Below are 13,972 nucleotides of genomic sequence, written 5' to 3'. Positions count from 1 at the left end.
AACCGAAGGAAGAGCCCTTGTCCACCACGTTCGAGAAAGTCGCCAAGATTATTGCCGACACCAGCGAGATCGATATCGACACCATCACGCCCGAGAGCCACACGATCGACGATCTCGGCATCGACAGCCTCGATTTCCTCGACATCGTCTTTGCCATCGACAAGGAATTCGGCATCAAGGTGCCGCTCGAGAAGTGGACGCAGGAGGTCAATGACGGCAAGGCCTCGACCGACGACTACTTCGTCATGAAGAACCTGTGCGCCAAGATCGACGCGCTGGTCGCGGCCAAGGCCGCCTGAGCCGGCTCGGGCGCGGTCTTGACGCGCCCCGCCAGCTGACCCACAACAGCCGCCCATGAGTTCTCACGACGTCGTCATCACCGGCATCGGCCTGGTCTCTTCGCTTGGAGAGGGTCCTGATGCGCATTGGCAGAAGCTCACCCGACCGGGCCTTGAGCCGGTGCTCGAGGCAGAGCGCTTCGCGCCCTACACCATCCATCCCCTGCCCGAGATCGACTGGAACCTGCAGATCGCCAAGCGCGGCGACCAGCGTCAGATGGAAACCTGGCAGCGTCTCGGCACCTATACCGCCGGCCTGGCGCTCGACGATGCCGGCATCAAGGGCAATGACGAGCTTTGCACCACCATGGACATGGTGGTGGCGGCCGGCGGCGGCGAACGCGACGAAGCCGTCGATGCCGCGATCCTTGCAGCCTCCGAAAGCCGCAACGACCGCGACGTGCTGCTCAACGAGAAGCTGACGACGGAACTGCGGCCGACTTTGTTCCTCGCCCAGCTCTCCAACCTGCTCGCCGGCAACATCTCGATCGTCCACAAGGTCACCGGTTCGTCGCGCACCTTCATGGGCGAGGAAGGCGCCGGCGTCTCGGCCGTCGAGACGGCGGCCGCGCGCATCCGCTCGGGACAGTCGACCCATGTTCTGGTCGGCGGCGCCTTCCAGACCGAGCATTCCGACATGCTGCTCGGCTATGAGCTTGCCGGCTACCTGCATCGCGGCCCATGGAAGCCGGTCTGGCAACGCCAGGGCTTAGAAGGCGGCGGTGTGGTGACGGGGTCCGGCGGCGCATTCCTGGTGCTCGAGCAGCGCGAGCACGCAAAAAACCGCGGCCGCAAGATCTACGCCGAGCTTGGCCCCGTCGTCTCCGGCCGCGCCAGGCGCCGGCAAGGCGAGTTGAATTCAGAGATTGCTGCGCTGCTGAAGCAGGCTGCCCTTCCCGACGGGGATCTGCTCACGATTTCCGCCGCCTCCGGCGCCCACGCCGCGACGGCGGCTGAGAAGGCCGTTCTCGATGCCAATTCGGCTTTGGCCGTGCGCGCCTTCTCGACGCTGACCGGCCATATGAAGGAGGCTCAATTCCCCTTTGCGGTTGCGCTCGCGGCAATGGCTGTCGACCGCGGGGCCGGTTATCCTGCCTTCGATGCCACGATGGAGCGCTCATTTGAAGGCGCCCCCAATTCCGTTCTTGCAACCGCGATCGGCTATCACCAATTCGAGGGCCTGGGGCTGGTTAAAGCCGCTTAGATCGGTTTTTCGCAATTCCCGGGCGGAAAACCGCTACACACCTTTCCTGGAATCGCTCGATAACGAGGCAGACAAAGCATGGCCAATCTTCGCGACCACATGGGCAGGCCTATCGTCGCCGTTACCGGCATCGGCGTGGTGACCTCGCTCGGCGTCGGCAAGGCCGACAATTGGGCGGCGCTGACCTCGGGCAGATCCGGCATCCATCCGATCACCCGCTTTCCGGTCGACCACCTCAACACCCGCATTTCCGGCATGGTCGACTTCCTGCCCTCGAGCTCGAAGGGCGCCAGCCACCTCACCTACGAACTGGCCGAGACGGCGGCCCAGGAGGCCGTCTCGGAAGCTGGTTTGGAGTCCGGCGATTTCGGCGGCCCGCTGTTCCTGGCCTCGCCGCCGGTCGAGCTCGACTGGATCGACCGCTTCTCGCTCTATAATTCCGACAAGCAGGACGCCGGTGCCGAAAGGTTGCTGCGCGTGGCGCGCGGGCTGAAGGAGCTGGATGTGTTCGAGACCACGCAGTTCGGCTCGATCGCCGATCGCCTGGCCGACCGCTTCGGCACGCGTGGTCTGCCGATCACGCTGTCGACCGCCTGCGCCTCGGGCGCCACCGCCATCCAGCTCGGGGTCGAGGCGATCCGGCGCGGCGAGTGTGACAAGGCGCTGTCGATCGGCGCCGACGGCTCGGCCACCGCCGAAGCGCTGATCCGCTTCTCGCTGCTCTCGGCCCTTTCCACCCACAATGATATCCCCGAAAAGGCCTCAAAGCCCTTCTCCAAGGATCGCGACGGCTTCGTGCTGGCTGAAGGCTCCGGCGCGCTGGTGCTGGAATCGCTGGAAGGCGCCCTTGCGCGGGGCGCGACAATCCTCGGCATCATGCGCGGCTGCGGCGAGAAGGCCGACGATTTTCACCGCACCCGCTCCAAGCCCGACGGCTCGCCTGCGATCGCGGCGGTGCGCGCCGCTCTTGCCGATGCGGGCCTCGGGGAAGACGAGATCGACTACGTCAATGCGCACGGCACCTCGACGCCCGAGAACGACAAGATGGAGCACCTGTCGCTGTCCACCGTCTTCGGCGAGCGCATCGGCTCGATGCCGATCTCGTCGAACAAGTCGATGATCGGCCACACCCTGTCGGCCGCCGGCGCGGTGGAGGCCGCCTTCTCGCTGATGACCATGCGCGAAAGCGTCATCCCGCCGACGATCAATTACGACAATCCAGATCCGGCCATCGTGCTCGACGTCGTGCCGAACAAGAAGCGCAATGCCGAAGTGGGCACGGTTTTGTCGAATTCCTTCGGCTTCGGCGGCCAGAACACCTGCCTTGTCATGGCGCGGGAACCGGTCTAAGCGGACTTTTCCGCTCTTACAGACCCGACAGGCCACATGCGCGCATTGCAACTTATCGAGGACCGCCGCCTTGAAACGGTGGACCTGCCGCCTCCCCCGCCGCCTTCGCTGGGCGAAGTGACGCTCCGCATCAAGGCGGTGGCGCTCAACCATATCGACGTCTGGGGTTGGCGCGGCATGGCGTTTGCCAAGCGCAAGCTGCCGCTGGTCGTCGGCGCCGAGGCCGCCGGCGAGGTCGAGGCGGTCGGCCCCGGCGTCTCCAACCTGCTGCCGGGACAATTGGTGTCGATCTACGGCGCGCGCACCTGCGGGCTTTGCCGCGCCTGCCGCGAAGGCCGCGATAATCTCTGCGAGCATGTTTCCGGCGTGCATGGCTTCCATCTCGACGGCTTTGCCCAGGAAAAGATCAACCTGCCGGCGCGTCTTCTGGTGCCCGCGCCTCCCGGCGTCACCGAGATCGGCGCGGCGGTCGCGCCTGTCACCTTCGGCACGGTCGAGCACATGCTGTTCGACAACGCCAGGCTGGAACCAGGCGAAACCATCCTCGTCCATGCCGGCGGCTCCGGAATCGGCTCCGCTGCCATCCAGCTCGCAAAGAAGATGGGCTGCACTGTCATCACCACGGTCGGCTCGAACAACAAGATCGACAAGGCCAAGGCGCTTGGTGCCGACCATGTCATCAACTACCGCGAGGACCGTTTCGAAGGCGTTGTGCGCAAGCTGACCAGGAAGAAGGGTGTCGATGTGGTGTTCGAGCATGTCGGCGCCGACACCTTCGCCGGTTCCATGCTGTGCTTGAAGCGTGGCGGTCGCCTCGTCACCTGCGGCTCGACCTCGGGCGTGTCGACGCAGGTCAACCTGATGCAGCTCTTCCAGCAGCAGCTGAAGCTGCTCGGCTCCTTCGGCTGCCGCATGGAGAACATGGCCAACGCCATGCAGAAGATGGCGGCCGGCCTCGTTGCGCCGGTCATCGATACCGAAGTCGGCTTCGACGACATCGACGCCGCGCTGAAGCGCATGGAAGGCCGCGACGTCTTCGGCAAGATCATCCTACGCGTTTCCTAAGACAGGATGGTCGGCAAGGTGTTCAGGAAAGCCCGCCGGGACTTCATGTTCCGCTACGGCCGACGGCTGCGCCAGCTGGAGCATTGGCTGGTCGCCAAGCTCGCCATCGTGTTGCTCTCGCTGCTGCGCCTGTTGCCGCCGGACAGCGCGCTCAACTTCGCCGACCGTGTCGCCCGCCGCATCGGCCCGATGGTCGGGCGCCACCGCGTTGCGGTCAACAATCTGCGCCTTGCCTATCCGCAAAAGAGCGACGCCGAGATCGAAGCCATCGCGCGCGACATGTGGGGCAACATGGCCCGCCTTGCCGCCGAATACATCTTCCTCGACGCGCTGTTCGACTTCGATCCGAACGCTTCGGAGCCGGGCCGGGTCGAGGTAGGCGGCGTCGAGCATTTTCACGAGATCGCCGGCGAGAAGAAGCCGCATATCCTGTTCACCGGCCATCTCGGCAATTTCGAGTTGCTGCCGGTGGCCGCGGCCACCTTCGGCATGAACATCACGGCGCTGTTTCGCCCGCCGAACAACCCCTATCTCGCCGACTACATCCACTCGACGCGCCGCTCCTCGATGGGCGCCCTGCTGCCCTCCGCCGCTGGCGCGTCCTTCGCCCTTGCCGCCATCCTCGAAAAGGGCGGCAATATCGGCGTGCTGGTCGATCAGAAATTCTCGGGCGGCGTGGATACGACCTTCTTCGGCCGCCCATGCCAGAGCAACCCGATGCTCGGCATGCTCGCCCGCCACTATGACTGCGGTGTCTACCCCGCCCGCTGCGTCAGGCTGCCGGGCAACCGCTTCCGCCTGGAAATCGAGGACAGGCTGACCTTGCCGCGCACCGAAGGCGGTAGCGTCGATGTCAGCGCCACCACCCAGCTGCTCACCGATGTGGTCGAGCGCTGGGTGCGCGAGGACCCCGGCCAGTGGATGTGGTTCCACAAACGCTGGGAAATCAGCGGCCGCCGCCGTAAGCGCGGACAGTCGCAGGCGACGGTCGGCCTTTAGGTCAGTTGGTCACGACAATCCGCGTGTTGCCGAAGCCGACTTCCTTGACCATCGAATAAAAGGCCGCGGCGTTAGCCGGATGCAGGCGCACGCAGCCATGCGATGCCGGTCGTCCGAGATTTCTCACCGACCCGGTGCCGTGAATGGCGTAGCCGCCGTGGAAGAACACCGAATAGGGCATCGGCGAGTTGTCATACTTGCGCGAATACCACATCCGGGCAGTCCATTGCGGCCGGTAGCTGCCGCGCGGCGTGAAATAGCCCTTGCGCGCGGTCGACACGCTCCAGCGATAAACCACCTGGCCGTATTTGCTGACGGTCATGGTCTGCGACGAGACGTCGATATTGGCCACCAGCGCAGCCGCCCGGCTTGCGATGGACATGCCGAACAACGCGGTTGCCAGCACGGTTGCCATGAGAACGAACTTTTTCATGCGATCAAACCCCTTTGATTGCCCCCTGCCGTTCGCGCGGTTCTTCCATCTTTTCGCCGGCAGATGCGTTAAGTACCACACACTCCTTGACGAATCCGCCAATGCAACGCGGTGAATTTGAACGATTTTCGCGGTATAGTTGCTGCCGCACCACGCACCCTCTGAAGTTTAGGCGAGGCGTTGGTCCATGCTTCGGTCGTTGTGTGGCAATGAGCGACTCGTCGCTTGCAAAAGTGCTGCGTTCCTTCTTCAATCCGCCGGATGAATGAACGACTTCTCAAGGCGGTCGAGGATCGGGCCGACGACCTCGTTGCGCTGACCGCCGACCTGATCCGCTTTCCGACCGTAAACCCGCCGGGCGAAGCCTACCGGCCATGCGCCGAGTTTCTCGGCGCGCGCCTGAAGAAACTCGGCTTCGAGACCGAGTTTATTCGTGCCGAAGGCGCGCCAGGCGACAGCGACCGCTACCCGCGCGTCAACGTCGTTGCCCGTTTCGAGGGCCGCTCGCCCGGCCCCTGCGTGCATTTCAACTCGCACATCGACGTGGTCGAGGCCGGCGACGGCTGGACCGTCGATCCCTTCGCCGGCGTGGTGAAGGACGGCAAGGTCTATGGCCGCGGTGCCTGCGACATGAAGGGCGGCCTGGCTGCCTCCGTCATCGCCGTCGAAGCCTTCGTGGAAGCCTATCCCGATTTTCCCGGCGCCATCGAGATATCGGGCACGGCGGACGAGGAATCGGGCGGTTTCGGCGGCGTCGCCCATCTGGCGAGGCTCGGCTATTTCTCGAAGCCGAAAGTCGACCACGTCATCATCCCCGAGCCGCTGAACAAGGATCGCATCTGCCTTGGCCATCGGGGCGTGTGGTGGGCCGAGATCGAGACCAAGGGCGAGATTGCGCATGGCTCGATGCCTTTCCTCGGCGACAATGCGGTGCGCCATATGGGCGCCGTCCTGCAGGCCTTCGAGGACGAGCTGTTTCCGGCCCTCGACCGCAAGATGACGCGCATGCCGGTGGTTCCGGAAGGCGCCAGGCGCTCGACCATGAACATCAATTCCATTCATGGCGGCCAGACCGAGGATTTCCGGCCGGGGCTCCCCTCGCCCAACGTGCCCGATTGGTGCCGGCTCACCATCGACCGGCGTTTTCTGCTCGAAGAAGACATCGCCTCCGTCAAAGGCGAAGTCACCGGCATCCTCGAACGGCTGAAACGCGAGCGCGAGAAATTCGACTACGAGATCCGCGATCTGATGGAGGTGCTGCCGCTGATGACGGAGCGCGACGCGCCGGTGGTGAAGGCCGTCGCGAAGGGCATCATGGAGGTCTTCGACCGCGAACCGGATTATGTGATCTCGCCCGGCACCTACGACCAGAAGCATGTCGCGCGCATCGGCCACCTCTATGACTGCATCGCTTATGGCCCGGGCATTCTCGACCTCGCCCACCGGCCGGACGAATGGGTCGGCATCGCCGACATGTTGGAATCGGCCAAGGTGATGGCTATCGGCCTCAATGTGCTCTTGCGCGGTACAACCGGCTGATCCGCAAAAACATTCTGCCTGGCGCCGCCCGGCAGCACGAAACGCAATTTACTCGCAGGCCAAATCACGCTTCTATCCGCCAGCTTGAGCGCATTTTGAGCAAATGGGAGTTCAGCGATGAAATTGTGGAAGACCATCCTGGCCGCGGCTGTGCTGTCGCTTGCCGCCGCCACGTCGGCCTTTGCCGCACGCACCGACCTCATGCTCGGCATTGTGCTTGAGCCGCCGCATCTCGATCCGACCGCCGGTGCGGCCGCGGCCATCGGCGAAGTCACCTATGCCAACGTCTTTGAAGGGCTGACACGCATTGACGACAACGGCCAGGTTCAGTCAGGTCTCGCCGAGAGCTGGGCCGTCTCTGACGACGGCAAGGTCTACACGTTCAAGCTGCATTCGGGCGTGAAGTTCCACGATGGCTCGGCCTTCAGCGCCGACGACGTGAAGTTCTCGCTGGACCGGGCGCGCGCCAAGGATTCGCTCAATCCGCAAAAGCAGCTCTTTGCCCACATCACCGATGTCACGGCGGTCGATCCGGCGACCGTCAAGGTCAGTCTCGATGGACCGCAGGGCAGTTTCCTCAGCGACATGGGCCAGGTTGCGGCGGTAATCGTGGCGAAGGCATCGGCCGACGGCAACAAGGACAAGCCGATCGGCACCGGTCCGTTCAAGCTCGATCATTGGGCCAAGGGTTCCGAGATCACGCTGGTCAAGAATCCGGACTACTGGGGTACGCCCGCCGCGCTCGACAAGGCGACGTTCCGTATCGTGCCCGACGCGGCCGCGGCTGTCCCCGCATTGCTCTCGGGCGACATCCAGGCTTTCGCCAACATGCCCGCACAAGACGCGCTCGAGCAACTTCAGTCCGATCCGCGCTTCAGCGTCGTGATCGGCTCGACCGAGGGCGAGACGATCCTGTCGATCAACAACAAGAAGCCGCCCTTCGACAAGCTTGCGGTGCGGCAGGCGCTCGCCTCCGCGATCGATCGCAGCGCCATCATCGCCGCGGCCTCGAACGGTCTTGGAAAGCCGATCGGCTCTCATTTCTCGCCAGGCGATGCGGGCTATGTCGATCTCACCGGCGTCTATCCGCACGACATCGCCAAGGCCAAGGCGTATCTGAAGGAAGCGGGGCTGGAGAACGGCTTTTCGGCCACGATCAAGCTGCCGCCCGTACCCTACGCACGCGACGGCGGCCAGGTGATTCAGTCCCAACTGAAGGACATCGGGGTCAATCTGCAGATCATTCCGGTCGAATGGGCGGAGTGGCTGAGCCAGGTCTTCACCAACAAGGACTACGACCTGACGATTGTTTCCCATGTCGAGCCAAACGACATCGATATCTATTCGCGGCCCGGCTACTATTTCCAGTATGACAACCCGAAGTTCAACGATGTCATCAAGGAGCTCGGCACCACGGTCGACAAGGACAAGAGGCTGGAGCTGCTGGGCGAGGCGCAGAAGATTCTCGCGCACGACGTGCCCGCCGTCTACCTGTTCGAGCTGCCCAAGATCGGCGTCTGGGACGCCAAGCTGCAGGGCATGTGGACGAACTGGCCGATCGAGGCGGACGATCTCACCAAGGTGAAGTGGACGGATTGAGGCCGGCGCGATCGCCCGATCGCCTCCCATGACCGCCTATCTCCTGAAACGCATCATTATCGCCGCCCTCACCCTGGTGCTGGCCTCGATCGTGGTGTTCGCGGTCATGGAGATCCTGCCCGGCGACCCGGCGCGCCTGATGCTGGGCCTCAATGCCAGCGCCGATCAGGTCGAGGTGCTGCGCAACCAGATGGGGCTGAACGCGCCGCTGGTGCTGCGCTATCTCCACTGGGCGGCAGGCTTGCTCAGCCTCGATTTCGGCCGCTCCTACACCTATTCGGTGCCCGTCATCGACCTGGTGCGCGAACGCGTCGTCGTCTCCCTGCCGCTGGCGCTGATCGCGCTGGCGCTCTCGACCATCATCGCCATTCCGGTCGGCGTGTTCTCCGCCAGCCGCCAGGGCCGCGCGGGCGACACGCTCGTCATGGGCGCGGCCCAGCTCGGCGTCGCCGTGCCGAATTTCTGGTTCGCTCTGATGCTGATCTATCTGTTTGCCGTATGGCTGCGGCTGGTGCCGGCCGGCGGTTTCCCAGGCTGGAGCGCCGGCATCTGGACGGCGCTGAAATCCCTGCTGTTGCCCGCCATCGCGCTCGCGCTGCCGCAGGCGGCGATCCTCGGACGCGTCGCCCGCTCGGCGCTGATCGAGGTGCTCAACGAGGACTATATCCGCACCGCGCGCGCCAAGGGCCTGCCCTATCGTGCCGTGCTGTGGCGCCATGCGTTGCGCAACGCCATGATCCCGGTGCTCACCATCCTCGGCCTGCAATTCGCCTTCCTGCTTGCCGGCACCATCATCATCGAGAATGTCTTCTACTTGCCAGGCCTCGGCCGGCTGATCTTCCAGGCGATCACCCAGCGCGACCTGATCGTGGTCGAGAGCATCGTCATGCTGCTGGTCGCCGCGGTGATCCTGATCAATCTCCTCGTCGATTTCTCCTACGCTATCGTCGATCCGCGCCTAAGAGCAATTCCAGGAAAAGTGCGTAGCGGTTTTCCGTCCGGAATTGCGCCAAAACAAATACTGAGAGCGGTTCAGCGATTCCGCGAAACGCGGAACCGCTCGAGAGGCCGGCAATGACCATGCGCATCGACCTGCCCGAAGAAACCATCGCCGGCGTGCTGGCCAAGGCCTTCGGCAACCGCTCCTTCCTGATCGGCTTGATCATCACGCTGCTGGTTGTGGCCGTCGCGCTCCTCTCCTTTGCCTGGACGCCTTACGACGTCACCAGGCTGGTGATCGCCGACAAGACGCAGGCGCCCTCCTGGGCGCACTGGTTCGGCACCGACCATTTCGGCCGCGACATCCTGTCGATGATCATGGTCGGCGCCCGCAACTCGATTGCGGTGGCGTTGGTCGCGGTCGGCATCGGCATGGGCTTCGGAGTGCCGCTCGGCGCCGTCGCCGCGGCGCGCGGCGGGATAGTCGACGAGGCGCTGATGCGCCTCAACGATCTGGTCTTCGCCTTTCCGGCGCTGCTTTCGGCAATCATGATCACCGCGATCTTCGGCCCGGGCGCCGTCAACGCCATCATCGCCATCGGCATCTTCAACATCCCTGTCTTCGCGCGTGTCGCCCGCGCGGGCGCGCTGGCCATCTGGCCCCGCGAATTCATCCTTGCCGCGCGCGCCGCCGGCAAGGGCATGACGCAGATCACCGTCGAGCACATCCTGCCCAACATCGCGACGCTGCTGCTGGTCCAGGGCACGATCCAGTTCGCGCTGGGCATCCTCGCCGAAGCCGGGCTTTCCTATGTCGGCCTCGGCGCCCAGCCGCCGATGCCGAGCTGGGGCCGCATGCTGTTTGACGCGCAGACGCGCATGGTGACCGCGCCCTGGATGGCGATCTTCCCCGGCATGGCGATCGTGATCACCGTGCTTGGGCTGAACCTGCTCGGCGACGGCATTGCCGACATCCTCGATCCGAAATCGCGGCGGCGTAGATGAACCTGCTCGAGATCGAAAACCTGTCGCTTTCGATCGGCGATACGCCGATCCTGAAAGGCGTCGAGCTGACAATCGCGCCGGGCGAGGTCGTCGGCCTGGTCGGCGAATCCGGCTCCGGCAAGTCGATGACGGCGCTGACAATCATGCGGCTGCTGCCGCATCTGGCCCGCGCCGAGGGCCGCGTCGCCTTCGACGGCATCGACATCCTCGCTGCCACCGAGGACCAGATGTGCGCCTTGCGCGGCGACGATATCGGCATGGTCTTTCAGGAGCCGATGACGGCGCTCAACCCGGTCAAGACCATCGGCGAGCAGGTCGCTGAAGGCATACGCTGGCACACCAAAGCGGGCCGCGCCGAAGCGGAGGAACGCGCGCGAAAAACCCTCGACCGCGTCGGCCTGCCCGAGGCCAAATTCCCGCTGTCGCGCTACCCGCACGAACTGTCCGGCGGTCAGCGCCAGCGCGTCGTCATCGCCATCGCCTGCGCGCTGAAACCGAAGCTGCTGATCGCCGACGAGCCGACGACGGCGCTCGACGTGGTGCTGCAGGCACGAATCCTCGATCTTTTGCGCGACCTGGTCAGCGAGAACCGCATGGGGTTGCTGCTCATCTCGCACGACCTCGCCGTGGTGACTGAGATGGCCGATCGCCTGACCATCCTGCGCAACGGCGAAGTGATGGAAGCCGGCGACACCGCCCGGACCTTGTCGGAGCAACAGCATCCCTATACGCGCGAGCTGGCGCTGGCCTCGATGCATATGCCGGCGCGCCCGAAACCGCACCTTGCCGGATCGGCAAAACCCTTGCTCGAAGTGGAGGGCGTCGGCCGGGACTATCCGGGGCGGCGCAAATCGCTGTTCCGGCCGGCGCAACCGATCCGCGCCGTCGACGATGTCTCGCTTACCATCGAGCCCGCGCAATCGGTGGCGCTCGTCGGCCGCTCGGGCTGCGGCAAGTCCACGCTTGCCCGCATGATCCTCGCCTTGGACAAGCCGACGGCGGGCACGATCCGCTTTCGCGGCGAGCCCATCACCGGCAAGCCGGAACGGGCGCTAAAGCCGGCCCGGCGCGACATGCAGGTGGTGTTCCAGGATCCTTACGGCTCCTTCGACCCGCGCCAGAAGGTCGAGAAGCTGGTGGCCGAGCCGCTGCATCTTCTGGAAAAGCAGCCGGCAAAGGCCGAGCGCCGCGAGATGGTCGCGCATGCGCTGCATGAAGTCGGCCTTAGCCAGCGCGACATGGACAAATACCCGCATGAATTCTCCGGCGGCCAGCGCCAGCGCCTGTCGATCGCCCGCGCCATCATCACCCGTCCGAAGCTGGTAGTGGCCGACGAGCCGGTATCGGCGCTGGACGTCTCGATCCGCGCCCAGATCCTTGACCTTTTCGCCGAGCTCAACCAGAAGCTCGGCATCGCCTATCTCTTCATCACCCATGACCTGACGGTCGCCCGCGCCATGGCGGACGAGGTGCTGGTCATGCATGAAGGCAAGATCGTCGAGCGCGGCCGCGCCGCCGATGTGCTCGACCATCCGCGCTCGGAAGCGGCGCAAGCGCTTGTTGCCGCTGCCCCTGACCTGCATCGGGCCATCGCTCGGCGGTTGCAGGAACAGGGCTAGCCTCTCATATCATCTGGAATTTTCCAGAGACCTTGAACCGGAGATAAGCCTCTACGCTGCGTGCCATGTTGGGCAGCATTTCGGGTAAGCGGTCGGGCGCAAACCAGCCGACCGCTGTGCTTTCGTCATCTGTGACGGCCGGCTCGCCTTCAAAGGAACGCGTGTAAAACACCAGCGCGAAAAACTGGGTGCGATCGCCATTCGGAAACTGGAAGGTTTCATATTGTGGATCGCAGCCGAACCCGAACGGTTCGATATCGCTGACGATCAACCCGGTTTCCTCGACGACCTCCCTGATCACCACCGCTTCCAAGCCTTCGCCTTCCTCGGCATTGCCGCCAGGCAGACCCCACAAGCCGAAATCGGTTCGCTTCTGCAGCAGGATGCGTCCGTCGGCGTGCTCGATGACGATGCGTGCGCCTGGCATGAGCACCAAACGGTTCCCAATCAACGCCCGCAATTGCCCAAGATAGCTGTCGGCAAAGGCCATTCAAACGCTCCCAGCGCCAGCGAACAGTTTGCTTACTCTTACGGCTTCACCAAATCGACGGGGCTGATGTCGAGCAGGTCGAGCGTGCGACGCAGAAGCTTCACCTCGCTCTCCGCCAGCTTGGAATCGGCTTTGGCGATCTCAGCCATGTGGCGCGCAAGCAGCTTCCGGCGCTCGACATCGAGGTCGCGGAACAGCGCGATCGCCTGCGAGCCGTTGGTCTCGTAGCCATAATCGTTGAGATATTCGATGACACTGTCGATGCTGGCCTCCGGAATGCCGAAGGCTTCCTTGCAGATATGCCGGAAGACGACCATCTCGCTCTCCGAGACCGAGCCGTCGGCCAGGATCATGCGGAACAGCATCAGCAATTCCGCCGACAGCACAGGGTCGTCCGCCACCTTGCGCACACCCGGGTCACCGTCGAAGATCGAACGTATCTGGTCGAGCAGCGCCATCGCCACCAAGCTCCCTTTGCGAGTCTGATCTGATTGTTAGCTTGGAATCGCTCTTGCGCAAACGGGGCGAGCGTGATGGAAGCTGCGGCTCCCTCCTCGCCTCACTCCAGCCCGATGATCGACCTTACCCTGCAGACCGTCCTCATCCTCATTGCCGCCGCCTTTGCCGCGGGCTTCGTCGACTCGATTGCCGGCGGCGGCGGGCTGATCACGATCCCGGCGCTGCTGCTTGCCGGTTTTTCGCCGGTCGCAGCACTCGGCACGAACAAATTGCAAGGCATGTTCGGTTCCGGCTCGGCGACCATTCATTATGCCGCCAACGGCCAGGTCGACCTGCGCCGCCAGCTGCCGTCCGCCGCGCTGGCGCTTGCCGGCGGCGCGGTCGGGGCGCTTTTGGCGACCGTCGTGCCGGGCGATTTCCTGCGCGCCCTGCTGCCGCTGCTGCTGATCGCCATCGCGCTCTATTTCGCGCTGAAGCCGAACATGGGCGACGTCGACCGCGCCGAGCGGCTGTCGCCTTTCCTGTTCGGGCTGATCATCCCGCCGCTGATCGGCTTCTATGACGGGCTCTTCGGTCCTGGCGCCGGCTCCTTCTACATGCTCGCCTTCGTCACCCTTGCCGGCTACGGCGTGCTCAAGGCGACGGCGCACACCAAGCTGCTCAATTTCGCGTCCAACATCGGCGGCTTCGTCGTTTTCGCCGCCGTCGGAGTCATCGACTGGAAGATCGGCCTGATGATGGGCGTGGCGCAGTTCATCGGCGCCCGTGTCGGCGCAAGCCTGGCTATCCGCACCGGCGCGAAGCTGATCAAGCCGCTGCTGGTGGTCGTGTGCGTGGCGCTCGCGATCAAGCTCTTGGCCGACCCCGCCAATCCCTTACGCCAACTGTTTGGTGTGTGAGGCCTCCTGCTGGTAGAGTTCTGGTGTTGCGAAT

14 protein-coding genes are annotated in these 13,972 nt (G+C 64.2%); 11 read left to right on the top strand and 3 right to left on the bottom strand.

From position 1 onward, the window contains the following. Positions 1-17 precede the first annotated feature (17 nt). The 5 genes from LB529_RS24455 (at position 18) to LB529_RS24435 (ending at position 4,956) form a co-directional block, all read left to right on the top strand. Positions 18-299, top strand: coding sequence for an acyl carrier protein (locus LB529_RS24455; protein ID WP_027167184.1), 282 nt, complete (start codon positions 18-20; stop codon positions 297-299). 55 nt (positions 300-354) lie between these two features. Beyond that, positions 355-1,542 carry a beta-ketoacyl-ACP synthase gene (locus LB529_RS24450; RefSeq protein ID WP_224712520.1) on the top strand — a complete coding sequence of 396 codons (1,188 nt, stop codon included), beginning with the start codon at positions 355-357 and terminating at the stop codon, positions 1,540-1,542. A gap of 78 nt (positions 1,543-1,620) precedes the next feature. Then, the gene (locus tag LB529_RS24445) at positions 1,621-2,892 is read left to right on the top strand and encodes a beta-ketoacyl-ACP synthase (protein ID WP_095764965.1); all 1,272 of its coding nucleotides are present in this window, start codon (positions 1,621-1,623) and stop codon (positions 2,890-2,892) included. Between the two features lie 36 nt (positions 2,893-2,928). Further along, on the top strand, positions 2,929-3,957 hold the full coding sequence (locus LB529_RS24440; RefSeq protein WP_224522664.1) for a zinc-binding dehydrogenase: 1,029 nt from the start codon (positions 2,929-2,931) through the stop codon (positions 3,955-3,957). Between the two features lie 6 nt (positions 3,958-3,963). Beyond that, positions 3,964-4,956, top strand: a complete 993-nt coding sequence (locus tag LB529_RS24435) for a lipid A biosynthesis lauroyl acyltransferase (protein WP_224712519.1) — start codon at positions 3,964-3,966, stop codon at positions 4,954-4,956. Position 4,957: 1 nt separating this feature from the next. Here LB529_RS24435 and LB529_RS24430 read toward each other — a convergent pair whose 3' ends face one another. Next, the gene (locus tag LB529_RS24430) at positions 4,958-5,389 is read right to left on the bottom strand and encodes a L,D-transpeptidase (RefSeq protein WP_140846163.1); all 432 of its coding nucleotides are present in this window, start codon (positions 5,387-5,389) and stop codon (positions 4,958-4,960) included. A gap of 261 nt (positions 5,390-5,650) precedes the next feature. On the opposite strand from LB529_RS24430, the gene LB529_RS24425 reads away from it, so the two are divergent. From LB529_RS24425 to LB529_RS24405, 5 genes are all read left to right on the top strand, one after another. Then, positions 5,651-6,928 carry an acetylornithine deacetylase/succinyl-diaminopimelate desuccinylase family protein gene (locus LB529_RS24425; RefSeq protein ID WP_224712518.1) on the top strand — a complete coding sequence of 426 codons (1,278 nt, stop codon included), beginning with the start codon at positions 5,651-5,653 and terminating at the stop codon, positions 6,926-6,928. A 117-nt stretch (positions 6,929-7,045) separates the two neighbouring features. Beyond that, complete coding sequence (locus tag LB529_RS24420; RefSeq protein ID WP_224712517.1) at positions 7,046-8,527, top strand: ABC transporter substrate-binding protein; 1,482 nt, start codon at positions 7,046-7,048, stop codon at positions 8,525-8,527. 28 nt (positions 8,528-8,555) lie between these two features. Then, positions 8,556-9,605, top strand: a complete 1,050-nt coding sequence (locus LB529_RS24415; protein WP_224712516.1) for an ABC transporter permease — start codon at positions 8,556-8,558, stop codon at positions 9,603-9,605. Next, a complete protein-coding gene (locus LB529_RS24410) occupies positions 9,602-10,471 on the top strand; it encodes an ABC transporter permease (protein WP_224712515.1) in 870 nt (289 codons plus the stop codon). The genes LB529_RS24415 and LB529_RS24410 overlap by 4 nt, the downstream gene beginning before the upstream one ends. Beyond that, positions 10,468-12,090 carry an ABC transporter ATP-binding protein gene (locus tag LB529_RS24405; protein WP_224712514.1) on the top strand — a complete coding sequence of 541 codons (1,623 nt, stop codon included), beginning with the start codon at positions 10,468-10,470 and terminating at the stop codon, positions 12,088-12,090. Before LB529_RS24410 ends, LB529_RS24405 begins: the two co-directional genes overlap by 4 nt. Before the next feature lie 4 nt (positions 12,091-12,094). Here the strand turns inward: LB529_RS24405 and LB529_RS24400 are convergent, their stop codons facing one another. Further along, on the bottom strand, positions 12,095-12,580 hold the full coding sequence (locus LB529_RS24400; protein ID WP_224712513.1) for an NUDIX domain-containing protein: 486 nt from the start codon (positions 12,578-12,580) through the stop codon (positions 12,095-12,097). Positions 12,581-12,618: 38 nt separating this feature from the next. Then, on the bottom strand, positions 12,619-13,044 hold the full coding sequence (locus LB529_RS24395) for a TerB family tellurite resistance protein (RefSeq protein WP_224712512.1): 426 nt from the start codon (positions 13,042-13,044) through the stop codon (positions 12,619-12,621). Between the two features lie 108 nt (positions 13,045-13,152). Between LB529_RS24395 and LB529_RS24390 the strand changes: the two genes are divergently transcribed. Then, the gene (locus tag LB529_RS24390) at positions 13,153-13,938 is read left to right on the top strand and encodes a TSUP family transporter (protein WP_224712557.1); all 786 of its coding nucleotides are present in this window, start codon (positions 13,153-13,155) and stop codon (positions 13,936-13,938) included. Positions 13,939-13,972 lie beyond the last annotated feature (34 nt).

Origin of the sequence: Mesorhizobium sp. CA5 (assembly GCF_020165105.1) — a bacterium.
Taxonomy (GTDB): domain Bacteria; phylum Pseudomonadota; class Alphaproteobacteria; order Rhizobiales; family Rhizobiaceae; genus Mesorhizobium.
Note: the sequence above shows the minus strand (reverse complement) of the source record. Positions and strands in the feature narration are given on the sequence as shown.